Genomic DNA, 17,115 nt, shown 5'->3' on the forward strand with positions numbered 1-17,115 from the left:
CTAGCCCGCTAATCTGAAGGAAAGTCCCCCATTAACCAAGCTTTCTATTTATCCTTTTTCTTCACTGCTTAGGCGCCTTAAAGCTACAAAGCCAGCATTTTTTTAATCCCTCCTTCCTTTCGAATTGCAAAAAAAATCAATTCTTCATTTGACATTTTCCTTGTTCTGCTATACTCTATTCTGTTTTAACAAAAGTCCTTACTATGAAGAAGATCGCGCTACTTGGATCTACAGGTTCAATTGGAACCACCACTTTGCAAGTTGTGAGACATTTGAAAGATTCATTTCAAGTCACGGCTCTTGCGGCCCATTCTAATATCGATCGACTCGAGCAGCAAGCCAAAGAATTTTTGCCTGAATTGATCGCGGTTTATGACGAAAATAAAGCAGCCGAATTGCAAAAAAGAATTCCCCAAATTCCTGTTTTAGCAGGCATGGAAGGCTTAAATGCAGTCGCTTGCCATTCAGACACTCAGCTAGTCATTTCTGCTATCAGCGGCACAATAGGCCTGATTCCTACAATTTCTGCCATTAAAGCTGGTAAAGATATTGCCTTAGCCAATAAAGAAGTGCTTGTTTCTGGCGGTTCTCTCGTGATGTCTTTGATACAAGAAAAAGGATGCCAGTTACTCCCTGTGGATAGTGAACACAGCGCGATTTTTCAATGTTTAAACGGCGAGAAATCCTCGACCATTCATCGACTAATTTTAACAGCTTCAGGGGGCCCTTTCCGCGATTGGGATTATGACCGCTTGAAACAAATCCAGGTAGAAGAAGCTTTAAACCATCCTAATTTTTCAATGGGCGCCAAAATTACGATTGACTCCTCTACCTTAATGAATAAAGGGCTCGAAGTCATCGAGGCTTATTGGCTTTTTGGGGTGAAACTAGAGCAAATTGAAGTTTTAGTTCATCCACAACAAATTGTGCATAGCATGGTTGAGTTCACCGACGGAGCAATCATGGCTCAAATGGGCGAGCCTAGCATGATCGTTCCTATACAGTATGCGATGACTTATCCTAACCGAGTCGCCAGTATTCTCAACCCCCTTGATTTAAAAAAAATGCAACATTTAGAATTTTCAGCTCCAAATTATGACCATTTTCCCTGTCTTAGACTTGCTTTCGAAGCCCTGCGGCAGGGAGGAAGTTTGGCGTGTTATATGAATGCGGCGAATGAAGTCCTTGTGCATCGTTTTTTACAAGGCCAATTCGGATGGATCGAAATTGCTCAAAAGCTTGAAAACTTAATGCTAACCCACGCGTCACAAGCTTTGCATACGCTAGAGGATATTTTACAGATAGACGCAGAAGCAAGGCGACATGCGGAGCGTGCTTAAATGTCTTGCTTGACAAATGATCTTTTTTTAGACTTTTAGATTAGCAGTTTACCTGCTGTTATGGCATAATGATTTTGTTAAAATATTACAAAACTTAAAATTAATTCTGCTCGATCTTAAGGCTGCTTAAAGCCTTAAACCAGAATAACCATAAGGTAAATGTTTCCATGATTTTTAGCTTGATGTATACATTGTTAGCACTCCTTGGTCTAAGCTTTTTAATTTTTATCCACGAACTCGGCCATTATTTCATGGCCCGCCGCGTGGGTATGCGAGTGGAAGTTTTTTCTATTGGATTTGGAAAGCCTATTTTCTCATGGGAAAAAAAGGATGTGCGTTGGCAAATCGGGTGGCTCCTTCTGGGAGGATACGTCAAAATTGCCGGGGTAGAAAGCGAAGAAGGAGTGGATCCTTATGAAATCCAAGACGGTTTTTTTGGTAAAAGCCCTTGGGATCGGATAAAAGTGGCTTTCATGGGACCTTTTGCCAATTTGGCTTTAGCTTTTCTGATTTTTTCCGCTTTATGGTTTACAGGAGGCAGAGAAAAAAGTTTCAGTGATTTTACGAGCAAAATCGGTTGGTTAGATCCTCACTCTACTCTTTATGAACAAGGAATTCGCCCTGGAGATGAAATCACAGCTTATAATCATTATCCTTTTGAAGGCGCTAAGGACCACTTGCAAGCCCCGATGACTGGATCCTCCCAAATAGTCGTTTCGGGAAACAAAGTCAACTATGCAACCGGCGAAAAAACACCTTTTGAAAGCTTAGTTAAAGTCTACTCTCATCCCCAATCTCTTCAAAAAGATGTCGTGACCGCAGGAATTTTAAATTCAGCTAGCTATGTCATTTATGGTAAATTGCCTGATGGAAGTGAAAATCCTTTACCAGAAGGTTCTCCTATTCAACATAGTGGAATTCAATCCGGAGATCGAATTCTATGGGCTAATGGGGACCTTATTTTTTCTTTACAGGAACTCTATTACATTTTAAATAGCCAAAAACCCCTTCTGACTGTTGAAAGAGCAGGAAAAACCTTGCAAGTGCGAGTTCCCCGCGTCCTTGTGCATGAGTTACGCCCTGACGCTGAATTTAGGGAAGAGCTAAATGATTGGAAATTTGCCGCTGGCCTTCAATCCTCTAAAATTGACGATTTATATGCCATCCCTTACCATTTAACTTATGATGGCACGGTAGAAAACGCCGTTCGATTTATTGATAAAGACGCTCAGCAAGAAGCATTTCCCGCCCATCCTTTTTCAGAAAGAGACCTCCCCTTACAAAGGGGAGATAAAATTATCGCGGTGAATGGAACGCCGATCACGCATCCCTCTCAACTTTTAAAACTCTTGCAGGCTAATCAAGTCAATATCATTGTGCAACGCGCTCCTCTCCCAAATCAGCAAACTAACTGGGTAAATGCGGATAAAGAATTTGATCAGCAAATCCCTTGGAATGACCTTCATGAGATTATCAATCGGATTGGGACACAAACGCCTCTCAAGCAAAGTGGGTCTTTAGTTCTCCTAAATCCTATAACCCCTAAAACTCGCTTAGAATTTGCCCTAACTTCTGAGAAAAAAGCGAGAGTGGCTAGCGAAATCTTAGCCAAGAAAAAAGAATTGGAAACGATCGAGGATCCTGAAAGACGCGCCCATGCTTTAAGCATGTTCGAAAAACAGGAGAAACAACTTTTAATCGGGTTACCTAGTGTGCAAGACCGTAAAGTCGTTTATAACCCCACACCTACCGGGTTATTTTATCAAGTCTTTGAGGAGATTTGGAGAACATTGTCCGCTCTTTTCACAGGAACGCTTAATCCAAAATGGATAAGTGGACCTATTGGAATTGTGCAGGTCGTGCATTACAACTGGATGATAGGAATTAAAGAGGCCCTTTATTGGTTAGGAGCGATCAGTTTAAATCTAGGAGTCCTTAACCTTTTGCCTATTCCGCTTTTAGATGGAGGAACCATCGCGCTTTCCCTATTTGAGCTGGCATCTGGCCGTCGCCTGAATCCCAAGACGATTGAAAAGCTAGTCGTTCCCTTTGCTATTTTATTAATTGGATTCTTCTTATTTCTGACTTACAATGATTTAAGTCGTCTCCTGGGCGGAATTTTTGTTTTCTAACAAAACCTTCTAAAGGGGAAAGACGCAGTTCTTCCCCTTTTATTTTAAAAAATTGCCTTTCCACCCATCATTATGCTAGACTCCAAAAAAAATAAGAGGAGTCAGTAAGTGGATACCATTAGAGTATTTATAGGAACGGAAAACGCTCAGTTTTTACCTACTGAAGTTTTAAAGCGAAGCATCCTCCAGCATACTAAGAGTCCCGTTGAATTTCATCTTCTGATTGATCTCCCCCTTAAACTTAACCGCAAGATGTACACAGGCTTTTCATTTTACCGTTTTGCTATTCCAGAAGCTTGCGGATATCAAGGTAAAGCCATTTATTTAGACGCAGATATGGTTGTGCTGGGAGACATTACGGACCTCTACCATCTTCCCCTCAACGGAAAAGGGGCTCTCGCCCGCCCTTGCCCCCCCAATGCCTGGTATACAAGCGCTATGCTTATAAATTGTGAACAGCTTAAACATTGGGATGTGTCTAAATGGGAAACGCTCATCAATGCGGGCATTGCTTCTTATAAAGAAGCCTTGTGGGGCGAGCCTGGCGGATTAACTTATAAGGACTTTGCCCCATTGCCCGAATACTGGAACCATTTGGATACCTACGACCCTGCGACCAAAAATATTCATTACACAAATGTTCCTAGGCAGCCTTGGAAGACCCCTGGTCATCCTTTTGCAGCTATTTTCTTAAAACAGCTTAAAGAAGCAATTGAAGCGGGAGAAATTTCTAAAGAAATGATTCAAAGAGAAATTGAGGCAGGGCATATCTATCCACATATTCTTCAAGATGCTGTGTCAGTCGATCTTTAATGCTGTCCTATTAAATGGCTTTCAGACGGATGCTTAGCAGCAAATAAAAAGAGAGGAGCGAGATGTGCCTATGGTTTGCAGATAAGCAAGAGGAAGATAAGTGGGACTTTATATCCTTTATGAAGTGGAGCAATAAAAAAAACAGCGCTAAAAGAATGTGTAGGGGAATCTATATTTCCTGTCTTGCCCCTCTACCCCATGGCAATTTAGCCATAGGGACTAAAGGATTAAATTGGGACCTGAGGAGGGAAAAACCTATATTTGGTCTTTAAGAGGATTGCTCCTATATCCTTCTATCCTATCTTCACAAAAAAAATGGAGAAAATGTTCCATTACTCTTTTAGGCAAACATGCCGAAACTGTCACCTGCCTTTCAACTCTCTCTGACGGCACTTTAGCTGTGACAAGACGCCTATCCTTCCTATTTACTTCTTAATTTAGCAACACTTAGATTGTGGCTAATCAGAGCGATTTGTTGCGTTAAATCATTTTCTAAGAGAGAAGGGCCCTTGCTCAATGCTTGATAGGATGTATGTTTTTCTGTTGACCCTTCTAGTTCCAGGTGAATAAACTCGTTCAATTGTTGGTATTTCTCTTTAGAAGCGAGGAATTCCCTCATAAAATTTTGGCAATCATTAATAAGCAAATCAAGATCTCTTTCTCCTAGGCGTGTCAATTTTTCTTCCCTGGTTATTCCTTGGAAAAGCCTAAAGAGTGCTGTATCGTTAAGGGCAGAGGCGTGATGCAATCTTTTTTTTCGGACATAAAACTCAATTAATTTTTGCCATTCTCTAAAATCCTGGGTTAAAGTTCTGAATGTTTCAAGATGCTGAATCTTCTCTTCCTTGCTAAGGTTTCTCTGGCTCATTTGCTGGCCAAGCTCTGCCAATTGATCAAGATTTTCATTTGCCCGCTTAAGCATCCTTTCAGCTGTACTTAATAAACTTATAATCTCATCCGCAAGCTTTAAGGTTGCTTCAGAAGGAGTGATTTTGCCTGCCGCTACCTCTGTTAAATACTGGCAAGCCTTGGCTCTTTGAGTTTCGATTAAATTATCCACTTCATTAATTAAGGCTGGGGCTATCATTGTTCTATTATTTAAGTAAGCAAATAGGCAATCGTTTTCTCCCATCGCTTCCCAGACACTATTACTTCTAATGCCTACAAATAGACTGTGTAATTGCTCTTGTAACGTTTTCCCCTTCTCACTTTCAGCAATCATTGCTTCTGGATCGATATTTAAGCCTATAGCTTTTAATTTTAACATGAGCTGCGCATCAAAATTTTTAGATTTATCTGTGCTCATGGCCTTTAACTCGCCTAAGCAACTGTTATAGAGAGAGTCTAAAAAATTATCCCGAACATTTGCGAGCATGGAGTGGTGGCAAGCTGCAGTACCTTCGTCCAGCTTTCCCTTTCCCATTTGCATATCTGCTCTTACTGGTTCAATTGTAGTGGTACCCGACTGATAATACCCTTGGCACATATGGTAGAAAAGCTGTAGCCGAATTTGGGCATGTAAATGAACACGTTCGGACTCTCCTCCTTTTGAAATTTCCAAATCCCTTAGTAAACCCTGTAACCCAGAGAGCGAACAATCCTTAGGACCCTCATCTGGCAGCGAAGGGATAGAGAAATTTATCGCATTAGCAACAAAAACATCCCTTTCTTTTTCGTCTCTCTTCGTATGTTGTTCCAGGACAATATGGCGTAATTCCAGCCGGATATCTTTCCAGTCTGCATTTCTTTTAAAGCTTGAGATGTCCCTTCCTCTGCTTTGTGATCGCTGACTTTTAGACTCTTCTGCTGATCCAAATGTGAAGAAATTCATTTTTAAAAGTGTGTCTGCCCGTTGAATAACTTCAGAAGAAAGAGGCCTGGCGTTATAAGAATTAAGCTCAGCTAGCTCTTGTTCGCGTTGTTTAATTTGTGCAGTTATGTCTTCTTCTAAGGGTTTTCTAACCATCGGATTAGGAAAACTCTCTTTGATTTGTTCAAGTTGCCGCTTTAGGCTTTGGAGCTGTGCATCTTCTTCCACTTCCATTTTTTCCTCAATTGGCCGAGAAGTGGGGGAAACCTCTTTTTTTTCACTCCTCTCCACTTTTTGGTTTGGGAACACCCTATTGACAGCGCTCTTGGTCGCATTCTGTTTAACTTTCAAACGAAAATTAGAGAAGCTACTTGTAGGAGAGTTAAATTGATGGGTTTTTAAAGAGGAGGGTTCAGCTGAACGTGATGAATAATTTGCTAAATAGCTCCCAGTCCGCTGGCTCTTTTGACCATCCTGCTTTAGCTCATTTACTTCTAGATGATCCGCCTTTCTTTTGGTAGAAGGTGGACTTTGGGGTGGGGGAGAGGAATTATTAAAAACGGGAGAATGAGAAGGGTTTGTAGGGTCCATTTTAAGCCTCTTTGTTTATCTTTCATTTATTATTTACAACCTAAGAGAGAATGGAATTAGTCTACCTGCCATAATAAAATTAATAACATACTAATTATTTTAATTTAAATATTTGCTTATATTTTTTTTATTTTTTAAATATTTTGATTAGGGAAGTTAAACAAACGGAGTAAAAATGGATCTCTGCCTCTACCTACAAATTTATGGACCATCAGAGGCCTAAATTAGCCGGATGGCCCTAGATGAAGAAGGGAAGAAATAGCTATAAGGGGGCTATAAGATAAAGGGCTTGTAAAAAGAGCTCTTAAAATCGAAGCGACTTTTTAAAAAAAGGGCAGAGATGGCACTTTGCTAGAAAGTTTTAGCAGCTAGATAGAGAATCTTTGCCATGCTTGCCTAACAAAAAACAAACTTAGAATGGCTAGAGCATCAAAAGGATGAGAACAGCGCTCAAGATAAAGTGGAAGTAGCTTATAGCAAAGGAGCCCTATACTCGTGGCTTGAATTTGGGCAAGCGGCCATTTTTAACATATATTGTCGCGAAGTAGCCGAAAGATGGCTATATGTGCGCTAAGCAAATCCCCTAGAGCGTAGGGGGGAGAAGAAATGCAGGAGGATATTTAAGCAAAAGAACTTGCTGTAAGCCATTTTTAAACCTTTATTTTTAGCAAAATATACCCATGCGATAAATGCCAATTAACTCCTTCTTAGTGGCTTAACACCTCCGCACATTCTTTTTCGATTGCCGTTTCTTTTCAAAACCCTATCGTGCAAAAAGTTTAGCCTAGAGGAGTAACAATTTTGGTTGAAAAGAAGAAGAATGTTTGGGTAATATAACACCTTCTCTAAGGACTGATAGCTCAGCGGATAGAGCACCCGCCTTCTAAGCGGGTGGTCGTAGGTTCGAATCCTACTCAGTCCGTTCATTAATCACGCGCGCTATAAGATTTGTAGGAGAAGGAAGCCTTTCCGAAAAATCGACTTATTGTGACACCCCTTCTTCTCAATTGCGAAATCCGTATCTAAAATAACTCACCCAACCTTCGTGACTTGCCCTATTTTCAACACGCAAAATTTTTCTTCGGGAACCTGAAATTTTTTTCTGGCACGATCCAAGCCTGCAATAGGGTCTAAATATCCTTCATCCGATAGCTGGAATGTCCCAAAATGGATCCCTATGGTGAAAGGTTCTCCCAAATCCTTAAAAGCTTGAACACTTTCTTCGGGATTCATATGCCCATAACGCATAAACCATCGGGGTTCATACGCTCCGATAGGAAGACAAGCCAGCCTAAAACACCCGAATTTCTCCTTTGTTTTACAAAAAATTTCCTTGCAATAGCCCGAATCTCCAGCAAAATAAAGAGGACCGCTCGGAGTACAAATCACAAAAGCACCCCAAAGGGCTTTATCTCGATCAAAAATCCCCCTGGCAGACCAATGCTGTACAGGTTCGAGATGCAAAGATAGGATGGAGTTAAAGGAGATTGATTGCCCCCAATCTAATGTTTTAACCTCGATGTTTGAGTCCTTTTGATGAATGATAGATTCATTGCCTAGCGGGGTTAAAATCAGGGGCCGGTCTCTTCTCCATAGCTTTTCGATCGTCTTTAAATCTAAGTGATCATAGTGGTTATGGCTCACTAAGACCAGATCAATTTTAGGCAATCTTTCAAGAGAAACGCCTGGTGCGCCAACTCTTTTAATCCCAAGCCAACTAAAAGGCCCTATTTTTTCAGACCAAACAGGATCTGTCAAAATATTCACTCCCTCTGTTTGGATCAGTAAAGTGGAATGGCCGATAAAAGTGACTAAAATCTCCGAGCTTTCGACTTTCTCAGGGGGATTTTCGCCGAAGGAATTATTTACATGCGTAGGCCATTTTTTAGGCTTGGCTCCCCATTTCCAAGACAAAAATGCGAAAAAGGAATTTTTTCGAATGGCCCAAGGATTAAAAAACACTTTTCCATTAAAGTGGTCGCTTTTTGGACCGTGATGATAGGTTCTTTTTATGGAAAAATAGTAACCAGCTAGAATGCTTAAACAAAAAAACACGACTAACATATTAAAATCCTAAGGGTTAGGTTTCCTAACTTTTTTGTTCATTTTAGCCTCTTGTGTAATTCCAACAATCCTGTTTTAATGCACCTTTTATTGTAAAAAGAGAAAACCATGCATTCCCCTACTCTTCTGGGAGAGTATATCCCTTCTGCCGAGAAATTTCCCACTATTTCGGAAGTGGTAGAAAAGTTTCGCACTTCGAAAGTTCAGTCACTTTCTTATCCTGAACAGCTTTTGCAAGTTTCTCAAGTTTTATATCAGCTGATTAAAGAAGCCCCTCTGGAGTCTTTCTTGCTTAGCCAAGTTATCGATTTCATTACACAGGTCAACCAGTTAAACTTTTTAAAAAACCCTTACAAGTTGATGGACTTTGAATTTTGGCTCAATCAACTTTCTGACATCTCCTATGAAGAGAATCTAGCTATTCGGGCCAAGATTGTAGGGAAATATGTGCCAAGGGATGAATACCAGGTGTTCTTTCCAATCGGAATGGGAAAAACCTATGAAGGAACCCACTTCGTCTCTGCCCATCACTCTCCAGATATCGATACGATGGTTGCTTCTTTTTGGGGTTGGGTGGATGCTTTTGCCGCCCGTGTCGGCGATGCCTTACACATTTGGAGCTTGCCAGGGGGGCCGCCCGACTCTCCTGTCACGCAACTTTTTCGACAGATCTTTGGAGAGGAAGTTTTTACAGTTACCTGTCGTTCTTCAGATCGCTTGACGTTAGCGGGAATAGATATGGTTACACGTAAAAATACCATCCAAAAGCCTCCCCATGCTTTGGTTTCTTCATTTAGTCATAGCAGCGCGGGAAATGCCGTTTTGCTAGTCGATCAAAATTCCTATGTGGGGGATTGGCGCGCAAACGACGTGGAAGAAATTCAACAAGTTTTGTTTTTTTTCACCTCTTGTTTACGCTGGTTTGAAAACTACCTTTACTCCCACCTTATTTCTCTTTTTGCTGAACAAAACATTCGAAAAACACATATCCCTGCGCTTGTTAATAAGATTTTTTCCGTCTCCATCAAACACGCTGAACCTGCCAAGGAATTGAATGAAAAACAAACTCGTGAACTAGACCAATTTCTCGTGCATATTATCGGTGTAAAAAAAGGGATTCATGGAACTTTTGAAAACTTAGTAAATGCTCTAAAAAATTTAAACTTAACCGACTTTTACGAGTTTTATCATCGTTTTCTCGCTCTTGAAAGCTCAGATTTATTTGAAAATAGCGGTGATATCGATGAAAGTCGCACTAAGATTTTTAAATATTTGCAAACTTTATTTCACGGCATGCCAAAGGGGATTCAATATGTTTATAACTATTGCAATCGCCTAGAAATCGTCATTCAAATCAAGCATCTGGTTTTTAATAAGATTCCGCACACCATCTCTCTTCAAACCGATGTGGAAAATATCCGAGCTAAAATCCACGATTACGACTATTTAACAGTGGTGCTCCCCGATCCATCTGGAAACGCTTTTCCTTTGGGGGTCGTTTGGGCTAAAGATATCCGGAAACCCATTTTAGGCACCGTGACTTTTAGAGATTTTTGTAACTTAGAAGAAGTTCACATGGCCTCCTACCTAAATGTCATTAGTGTGGTCGATCACCATAAAGCTTCTCTTAAAACCACTTCTACTCCGGCAGTATTGATAGGTGATGCGCAATCTTGCAATGTATTAATCGCCGAGCAAGCATTTCACATTAACAACAAATATAGCGTGGGTAATCGTACAGCAGGGGAGCTCGAGACTGAAATTCAATCTCTTTACGCTGCCCCCTCTTCCCTTCTTAATGATCGGCTGCTCAAGCGTTTGCTAGATAGGCGAATAGCTTCCCAAACGAGAAGGTCTTATTATGTTCATCCGCAGCGCGAATTTATAGAATATTTCTGTTTTTTACATGCCATTTTCGATGACACGGATCTCTTAACAAAGGTATCTGCACGCGATGTAGAATGTGTTGCCTCCTTGCTAAATAAAATGAAGTCGATTGCAGACAAAAAAGAGGTCGAGATGATCAATCTAGAAGATATTCCTCGCGACCCATATTTTGCTCAAAAAGCAGCTAAAAAAATTCTGCAAAATGAAGACACCTATTCTGTATATAAAAAAATTTATGCACTTAAGGAAGAAGAAATAGAAGCAAGCCTCCAACTCTGTATAAGCGGCCAAATGACAAACCTATTTGCTGACACCAAAGAACAGAATGGATGCTGCCGCGTTGGGCAAACAAAAATTTTTAAGTCTAATTATCCAACGTTTGCCAGAGTTGCAAACGTTTTACAGAGATACTGGAGCGATAAAGCCATCAAAATCAATCAACAATTTCCCCAGATTGATTTGCATTTACAGATGATCAGCACTATTCGCAGTGCTAATGAAGTTTTTTGGGGAAAAGTAGACCCACCGTCTCATCAAGATGAAATATGGTTTTGGGTCCCCAATCGCCAAGAAGCGTATGATCACCTCATTCGCTTTTTAACAGCCTTTCAATCTACCTCTGGAATGGTAGACAATCAATTAAAACTAGAGATTCAAGGGTCACAAGCCGCTCAATTAGGGCTCATTTTCTTGAATCACTTTAGCCAGGTTCCCCTTGTCTATACACATGAAAATCAAGAACAAACTTTAGCAATTTTGAGGTTTAGAGCGGGATCGATAAATTCCCGCAAGGCTATGATTTCCCCTTACCTGCCTCGTTTACTCCCGTAACAAGTCACCCGGCTTTACGCCAAAAAGAACAATTACTCGGCTGGCTTGCCGTTTTCTTCTACGATCTCCAAGGTAACGCGAATCCCGTTGCGGCTTGCAACAGACATCAATAAGTTACGAATCGCATTGATTGTTTTTCCTTTTTTCCCGATAATCTTACCAATGTCGGATTTTTCAACCGAAATTTCAATAATTAGAGTTTGAATCCCTCCGATTTCATTAATTTTAACCTTATCTGGGTGATCCACAAGGTTTTTGACAATGTATGCCACAAATTCTTTCATAATTCGATCCTCATTCAAGTGTGAATAGGTTAATAAAAGTTTTTCGGTATATTCTGACAATCAATTTACTGGCCTGTCAGTCTATGACACACTTTAAGTGTTCATATCTTATCGAGCTCGTTTGTTATTAACTTTACAGTAGATAAACGATTAATCAAACTTCGTTGCAAATAGAGAGATCAACTAATCTCTACCCTAATTCCAAGGTTACTGATTATTTCGTTATTAATCTACCAAAAAAAATTTGCAAAACAATTGCATTCTTAAAACAAAAATTTAACCTCCTAAATAGTTTTCGCATTAAAAAGGATATAATGCCCTTCAAAAATTAAAGTTACAGGACTTTCATTAATTAGTGAAGCTTTCATTTATGCTTCAAACATTCCCGCTTGATAAAAAATAAATTTGTTTAATCCACACGCAAGCTTGTTCGGCGTAGGGAATAATTTAGCCGCATTTTTTAATCCTTTCTAACATATCTCTTTTCTTTAAAAATTGCTCCATATCTGGGGGAAGGGGAGCCTCTGTCACAATCTTTTGGTGCGTGATAGGATGGGAAAACGCAATTTTTCGAGCATGCAACATTTGACGCTCTGCTCGGTATTTCAAATTCACTTGTTTATTGCCGTAAATAGAATCTCCCAGGATAGGGTGTCCGGCATGTTTTAAGTGCACCCGAATTTGGTGGGTTCTTCCCGTGGAAAGAACCAACCTAACTAAGCAAATATCATTTCTTACTTCCAAAGTTTCACACAAAGTTAACGCTTCTTTTCCATCTTCACGCACAGTCATTTGCTTACGATGAACAGGATGACGGCCAATGGAACCCTTTAATTCGCAATTTCCCGGATTTCCCAAGCAAATAGCCCAATACTCTTTATAAACTTGCCGATTTGCAAATAACTCCATTAACTTTTGCTGAACAGGGAGCGTTTTTGCTGCCACAAGGACCCCAGAAGTTTCTTTATCTAACCGATGGACAATCCCTGGACGTAAAGAATCTAGGGAGGCCCCGCCTAAGGAATACCCACAATGGTACAGAAGAGCATTCACAAAAGTCCCCGTCCAATTGCCAGGAGCAGGATGCACAACCATTCCTGCCGGCTTATCGACAATCAGCAAATAGTCATCTTCGTATAAAATGTGCAAAGGAATTGGCTGAGGAATTAAAGGGATTTCGGGAGCGGCAGCAAAAAATAATTCGACTTCATCCCCTAAATTTGGCTTGAAACGTTTTTTGACTGGCTCACCATTTAACAGAACCAGCCCTTTTTCTATTAACATTTGAAAATAGGTTCTCGACCCGTTATTTTTATATCGAGCAGCAAGTACCTTATCCAAGCGAACTCTAACTTCTGTATCTTGGATAAGAAAGCTTGCGCCTTCTTCTATCTCATCACCCTTCATGAGGCCCTATTCTACACATCTTTGATGCCAATGATAATAGCTTAAATGGAAGAATATTTCATTCATTTTTTGAATCAAATGGAAGGATTTTAAAAAAAAGAGGAGCTAGCGGGTTATTGGAAACAAAAAAAGGGGAAATTCATGCGAAGGATAATGGGGATTTATTTTTCTAAGAAAACTATAAACATTTTCTTTTAGAAGTTCTAATTGGTTCAAATCGGCAATGCCTTCTACATATTTCCCTAAATATTTTTTTTCGCGATGGTAAACTTCAATTAAGTAATCCCCTTCCTTTTGAATAAAAATCTTGAGAAGTTCGGGATTAACTTTTAGCAGGCTTTCAGAAAATTGAAAATCTGCATGAAAACCTAAGAAAAGATGAGCACTTAGCATAAGAATACCTCTTCTTTTCTTGTACAAAAATTTTTAATTATGGGCTAGGAATTTGAAGCCTCTCTGGTCATTTTCTTCAGGCGATCTTGGTGATTTTTCATTTCATTACAAATATGAGTCGCGATCCCTTGGATCATCGCATTGTACACTTTAGGTGCCTTCTTTTTTAGTTCAGCCAGAGAGTCGACGCGGGTAGAGGTTGAGTATCCTGCAGAAGAGCTTGTAGGTGCAAGGGACGGAGAAGAAGAAGCAGAAGTAGAGGGACTTGTTTGCATAACTGCAGGAGCTACAGGCTGAGGGCTGACTGATTCTGACATAATTTCCCCCTTTTGGAGACAAAATAACATTAAATGAAGGGCTATTTTAGATTCTTTTTGTTATTATAATAGCTTAAAAAAAATTTAATTTCAAGAGCTACATTTTTTCAAAAAACTTTTAGGTTTGCTAAATAGTTATACAATAACCGTGCCATTTATTAAAGTTGATCTAAAAACTGCTCTTTTTGTGGAAGACAAGGGAAACGGCAAACCTCTCATTTTTTTGCATGGCTGGCCATTCAACCCCCAATTTTTACCCTTTACACCCTTTTCTTCCCGGTTGCCGTTTTATTGGCATAGACTTGCGAGGGTATGGGAAATCTGATAAGTCCTATTTTTGAAATCCATCTCGCTCCCCACGGCTATTTTTTATGCAAAAAATGACCTGATTTGCCCTTTTGCCTTTGGAAAGCAAGTCCAACATGGAATCAAAGAGCCTTTTTTGGTAAAATTTGAAAAAGTGAACATAAGTTATTTGTTGAAGAAAAAGAAAAATTTTGTGAAAAATTTCTCAAATTTGTACACGCATGAATGAATTCAGGGTGGAAGGCCTTATTTTGAAAACGGTCCCCTACGGGGAAGGCCATCATATTTTAAATGTGTTTTCCAAAGAAAACGGCTTAATCGCCTTGTTTGCAAAAAAACGGAAGAAAGTTTCCCCTTCTCTGCTATCCCCTCTCGTTCAAGCCGAATTTGTTATTCGGCAAGGAAAAGGGGAGCTTTATCCATGCGAAGAGATTTCCCCCCTAGCTTCTTTTCTTAAAATCCGAGAAAGAATTGAAACTTTGGAAGCTGCTTTTCAAATCTTAAATGCTCTATTGGCCTCTCAATACCCACATAAACCGGCTCCCCATTTATACCTTCTTCTTATTCGCTACTTACATGCTCTACCTCATAGCTTAAACGCAAACAGCTTAGCTACAAGTTTCCTACTCAAAACGTTGCGTCACGAAGGAGTATTTGGCCTTTCTAATTCCTGTGCGACCTGCCAATTACCCCTAGAAAGCGAGAGCTATATTTTCGAAGGAGAAACCTTTTGTTTCGAGCATAGCCCTTCCCATGCCCTCAGCTTAAACAAGGAAGAACTCAACTCTCTTTTATTTTTAGCTTCCTGTCGAATTTTGCCTGAGATTAGCGTGTATGCCCCTCCTGCTTCACTCTATCAAAAAACCCTTGATTTATTTTACCAAACTTTTCGCGCATGATTTCTGTTGCATAGATATTTATGTGTATGCTAGAGTCTAACTCTTCAATAACGCTCTGCGGAAGTGGCGGAATTGGTATACGCGCTACCTTGAGGTGGTAGTGAGGGTGACCTCGTGGGGGTTCAAGTCCCCCCTTTCGCATTCTATGTAAGTTTCCAATAAGTAGCGTTTTTAATTCTCAGAAATAGTAAGCTTAAAAATTAAGCTTCAACATGAGTTTCTCCATGGACTGCTGCACGTTTTGCACGGCTGCTTCTTATAATATCAAATCTTTGTTCGAGACATTCCGAACGCGCTTTCCAACACATTTACATAGAGATGCCGTTCACGTTGAAATGCCCTTTGAAGATGGCCTAAGCGATATTTTTTACTTTTCCTATGGAACGGTTGTTTGTTGGAATTTATCCTTAGAGCAAGGATGGCAGCTAATTGAGCATCTAAAAGCTTTTGAACAACAACCGCTCGATGAAATTGAAAGCGATGCCTTTACCTTTTCTTATGGCCCCCTGGCTAAATTTGTAGAAGATGATTTAACGCTTCCCGATACCTCCGCTTTAACCAAATTAGCAGCTTCCCAAGGACTTTCCCAATCTGTTAAGCTAGGCGCTTTTGAAAGCAGCCTATTAAAGATATACAATCAAACAAAATACCTACCTGAAGAGCTTGCTAAACTAGGTCGCATTCCTCTTTCGCGCAGCCAAATTCGCAAAAAAATGGGCGAGCTCTTCATAGAGCGCAATTCGATTACTTTACATATTCACGCGCTTGCTTCCCCGGATTTTTTTTGGGAATACCCTGAATTTGAAAAGCTACATTTGATTATTGTCAATGAACTCGATATTAAAGACCGAACCGAAGTACTTAATCATCGCTTAGACGTGGTGCGAGAATTGTTTGAAATGCTGGGAAGTGAGCTCAACCATCAGCACTCTAGCCGGCTTGAGTGGACTATTATTTGGCTGATCATTCTAGAAGTTTTATTGACTCTCTTAAGAGACGTTTTTAGAATCATATGAAAAAAATTGCTCTATTTTTAATCCGTCTCTATCAGCTTCTTATCTCTCCCATGCTGGGCCCTATTTGTCGATTTACCCCTTCCTGTTCCCAATATGCCATGGAAGCCATTCAAAAATACGGAATTTCCAAAGGAGCCCGCCTGGCTTTTTCCCGCATTTGTCGGTGTAATCCCCGTTGTCTTGGTGGCCACGACCCAGTTCCTTAAAGAAAAAAACTTTTTACTTTTGTAAAAAACCAAATTTTTCCTTATAAGAGCCGATTGTGCGCACCCTTAACCGAGGAAAAAATACGCAAGTTTCAGTTCACTCCCCAGCTAATCCTCCCCCACAAAGCGTTTCTAACCCAGCTGTTACATTGCTACAAAAACGTGAACGTCCAAGCCTGAAGGCTATTTTATTCTCCATAGCAGGGTTACGGCTAGAACGGATTACAGCAGGGTATATTAAAGCAACTATCCCGGTGGAGAATACGCTTATCAAGAACGATTTGCCTCTCTTTTCTTTGCCTCATTGGCAACAGAGCAATCTTTAGCCCCTTAAAAATGTGTAGAAAAAGTCACGACGGGCATGTCGCACGAAGAAAAAGAAGGCTATCTTGCCAAATACCCTGATGTAACCGTCCTAGAAAGCCTTTTTTCCCACCTCATTGAACTAGGCCCTATGGACGATCCTTCCCGAGAGTTGGTGGTAGCCCTAAGAGCAAAAGGTCTTTTACAACAACCTCCGCTAAAGATTAAAGCAAAGTTTCCCGATTTATTTTAATCTTAAAAATCCTTTGAAACGCCTTTCAATGCAAAGGGCGTATCAAAGTAATTTTTAATCAAAGCTCTGATAAACGTAGAGCTCTTTCTCCTCTAGCATAGCCTTCCTCCCCTGGATCCTCCCTCTCACACTAGCCCAAAAAAGTCATTCGCGCCTCTTTTGCTACCAGAAAGGTAACCAGCTCGGGTTAAAAACTTTGGCGACCTATCGTACAAATTTTCTGCGTACCAGCCTAAGGTAGCACCTCTCTGGAAAGTCCAAGT

At 40.3% G+C, this 17,115-nt stretch carries 15 protein-coding genes and 2 tRNA genes; 11 read left to right on the top strand and 6 right to left on the bottom strand.

Going from position 1 to position 17,115, the window contains the following annotated elements; genetic code table 11:
- Positions 1 to 203 precede the first annotated feature (203 nt).
- The 3 genes from PARA125_RS08745 to PARA125_RS08755 all read left to right on the top strand — a co-directional run bounded on the left by PARA125_RS08745 (position 204) and on the right by PARA125_RS08755 (position 4,285).
- A complete protein-coding gene (locus PARA125_RS08745; protein WP_213158499.1) occupies positions 204 to 1,340 on the top strand; it encodes a 1-deoxy-D-xylulose-5-phosphate reductoisomerase in 1,137 nt (378 codons plus the stop codon).
- 167 nt (positions 1,341 to 1,507) lie between these two features.
- The gene (locus PARA125_RS08750) at positions 1,508 to 3,472 is read left to right on the top strand and encodes a site-2 protease family protein (RefSeq protein WP_213158500.1); all 1,965 of its coding nucleotides are present in this window, start codon (positions 1,508 to 1,510) and stop codon (positions 3,470 to 3,472) included.
- 108 nt (positions 3,473 to 3,580) lie between these two features.
- Positions 3,581 to 4,285 (top strand): glycosyltransferase, encoded by a 705-nt coding sequence (locus tag PARA125_RS08755; protein WP_213158501.1) that lies wholly within the window; start codon positions 3,581 to 3,583, stop codon positions 4,283 to 4,285.
- A gap of 421 nt (positions 4,286 to 4,706) precedes the next feature.
- On the opposite strand, the gene PARA125_RS08760 is transcribed toward PARA125_RS08755, so the two are convergent.
- A complete protein-coding gene (locus PARA125_RS08760) occupies positions 4,707 to 6,686 on the bottom strand; it encodes a hypothetical protein (protein WP_213158502.1) in 1,980 nt (659 codons plus the stop codon).
- 849 nt (positions 6,687 to 7,535) lie between these two features.
- On the opposite strand from PARA125_RS08760, the gene PARA125_RS08765 reads away from it, so the two are divergent.
- Positions 7,536 to 7,608, top strand: a tRNA-Arg gene (locus PARA125_RS08765).
- Positions 7,609 to 7,718: 110 nt separating this feature from the next.
- Here the strand turns inward: PARA125_RS08765 and PARA125_RS08770 are convergent.
- A complete protein-coding gene (locus PARA125_RS08770; RefSeq protein WP_213158503.1) occupies positions 7,719 to 8,750 on the bottom strand; it encodes an MBL fold metallo-hydrolase in 1,032 nt (343 codons plus the stop codon).
- Between the two features lie 108 nt (positions 8,751 to 8,858).
- Between PARA125_RS08770 and PARA125_RS08775 the strand changes: the two genes are divergently transcribed.
- Positions 8,859 to 11,468, top strand: a complete 2,610-nt coding sequence (locus tag PARA125_RS08775; protein WP_213158504.1) for a hypothetical protein — start codon at positions 8,859 to 8,861, stop codon at positions 11,466 to 11,468.
- A 32-nt stretch (positions 11,469 to 11,500) separates the two neighbouring features.
- Here the strand turns inward: PARA125_RS08775 and PARA125_RS08780 are convergent, their stop codons facing one another.
- The 4 genes from PARA125_RS08780 to PARA125_RS08795 form a co-directional block, all read right to left on the bottom strand.
- Positions 11,501 to 11,752: a KH domain-containing protein gene (locus tag PARA125_RS08780; RefSeq protein ID WP_213158505.1), complete on the bottom strand. Its 252-nt coding sequence runs from the start codon at positions 11,750 to 11,752 to the stop codon at positions 11,501 to 11,503.
- Between the two features lie 447 nt (positions 11,753 to 12,199).
- Positions 12,200 to 13,159 carry an RluA family pseudouridine synthase gene (locus PARA125_RS08785; protein WP_213158506.1) on the bottom strand — a complete coding sequence of 320 codons (960 nt, stop codon included), beginning with the start codon at positions 13,157 to 13,159 and terminating at the stop codon, positions 12,200 to 12,202.
- A gap of 105 nt (positions 13,160 to 13,264) precedes the next feature.
- Positions 13,265 to 13,552: a hypothetical protein gene (locus PARA125_RS08790; RefSeq protein WP_213158507.1), complete on the bottom strand. Its 288-nt coding sequence runs from the start codon at positions 13,550 to 13,552 to the stop codon at positions 13,265 to 13,267.
- A gap of 44 nt (positions 13,553 to 13,596) precedes the next feature.
- A complete protein-coding gene (locus PARA125_RS08795) occupies positions 13,597 to 13,869 on the bottom strand; it encodes a hypothetical protein (protein ID WP_213158508.1) in 273 nt (90 codons plus the stop codon).
- Between the two features lie 527 nt (positions 13,870 to 14,396).
- Between PARA125_RS08795 and recO the strand changes: the two genes are divergently transcribed.
- From recO to PARA125_RS08825, 6 genes are all read left to right on the top strand, one after another.
- Positions 14,397 to 15,074 (top strand): DNA repair protein RecO, encoded by a 678-nt coding sequence (recO, locus tag PARA125_RS08800; RefSeq protein ID WP_213158509.1) that lies wholly within the window; start codon positions 14,397 to 14,399, stop codon positions 15,072 to 15,074.
- Between the two features lie 57 nt (positions 15,075 to 15,131).
- Positions 15,132 to 15,215 (top strand) — tRNA-Leu (locus tag PARA125_RS08805).
- A gap of 83 nt (positions 15,216 to 15,298) precedes the next feature.
- Positions 15,299 to 16,090, top strand: a complete 792-nt coding sequence (locus tag PARA125_RS08810; protein WP_213158510.1) for an RMD1 family protein — start codon at positions 15,299 to 15,301, stop codon at positions 16,088 to 16,090.
- The gene (yidD, locus tag PARA125_RS08815) at positions 16,087 to 16,296 is read left to right on the top strand and encodes a membrane protein insertion efficiency factor YidD (RefSeq protein WP_213158511.1); all 210 of its coding nucleotides are present in this window, start codon (positions 16,087 to 16,089) and stop codon (positions 16,294 to 16,296) included. Before PARA125_RS08810 ends, yidD begins: the two co-directional genes overlap by 4 nt.
- A gap of 56 nt (positions 16,297 to 16,352) precedes the next feature.
- Positions 16,353 to 16,622, top strand: a complete 270-nt coding sequence (locus PARA125_RS08820; protein ID WP_213158512.1) for a hypothetical protein — start codon at positions 16,353 to 16,355, stop codon at positions 16,620 to 16,622.
- A gap of 35 nt (positions 16,623 to 16,657) precedes the next feature.
- Complete coding sequence (locus PARA125_RS08825) at positions 16,658 to 16,852, top strand: hypothetical protein (protein WP_213158513.1); 195 nt, start codon at positions 16,658 to 16,660, stop codon at positions 16,850 to 16,852.
- The last annotated feature ends 263 nt before the right edge of the window (positions 16,853 to 17,115 follow it).

Origin of the sequence: Parachlamydia sp. AcF125 (genome assembly GCF_018342475.1) — a bacterium.
In the GTDB taxonomy this organism is placed as follows: domain Bacteria; phylum Chlamydiota; class Chlamydiia; order Chlamydiales; family Parachlamydiaceae; genus Parachlamydia.

Coding starts and splice junctions, on each gene's coding strand:
- PARA125_RS08795 (WP_213158508.1), bottom strand. CDS start 13,869: ATGTCAGAATCAGTCAGCCCTCAGCCTGTAGCTCCTGCAGTTATGCAA.
- recO (WP_213158509.1), top strand. CDS start 14,397: ATGAATGAATTCAGGGTGGAAGGCCTTATTTTGAAAACGGTCCCCTAC.
- PARA125_RS08780 (WP_213158505.1), bottom strand. CDS start 11,752: ATGAAAGAATTTGTGGCATACATTGTCAAAAACCTTGTGGATCACCCA.
- PARA125_RS08810 (WP_213158510.1), top strand. CDS start 15,299: ATGGACTGCTGCACGTTTTGCACGGCTGCTTCTTATAATATCAAATCT.
- yidD (WP_213158511.1), top strand. CDS start 16,087: ATGAAAAAAATTGCTCTATTTTTAATCCGTCTCTATCAGCTTCTTATC.
- PARA125_RS08770 (WP_213158503.1), bottom strand. CDS start 8,750: ATGTTAGTCGTGTTTTTTTGTTTAAGCATTCTAGCTGGTTACTATTTT.
- PARA125_RS08760 (WP_213158502.1), bottom strand. CDS start 6,686: ATGGACCCTACAAACCCTTCTCATTCTCCCGTTTTTAATAATTCCTCT.
- PARA125_RS08745 (WP_213158499.1), top strand. CDS start 204: ATGAAGAAGATCGCGCTACTTGGATCTACAGGTTCAATTGGAACCACC.
- PARA125_RS08775 (WP_213158504.1), top strand. CDS start 8,859: ATGCATTCCCCTACTCTTCTGGGAGAGTATATCCCTTCTGCCGAGAAA.
- PARA125_RS08750 (WP_213158500.1), top strand. CDS start 1,508: ATGATTTTTAGCTTGATGTATACATTGTTAGCACTCCTTGGTCTAAGC.
- PARA125_RS08790 (WP_213158507.1), bottom strand. CDS start 13,552: ATGCTAAGTGCTCATCTTTTCTTAGGTTTTCATGCAGATTTTCAATTT.
- PARA125_RS08785 (WP_213158506.1), bottom strand. CDS start 13,159: ATGAAGGGTGATGAGATAGAAGAAGGCGCAAGCTTTCTTATCCAAGAT.
- PARA125_RS08825 (WP_213158513.1), top strand. CDS start 16,658: ATGTCGCACGAAGAAAAAGAAGGCTATCTTGCCAAATACCCTGATGTA.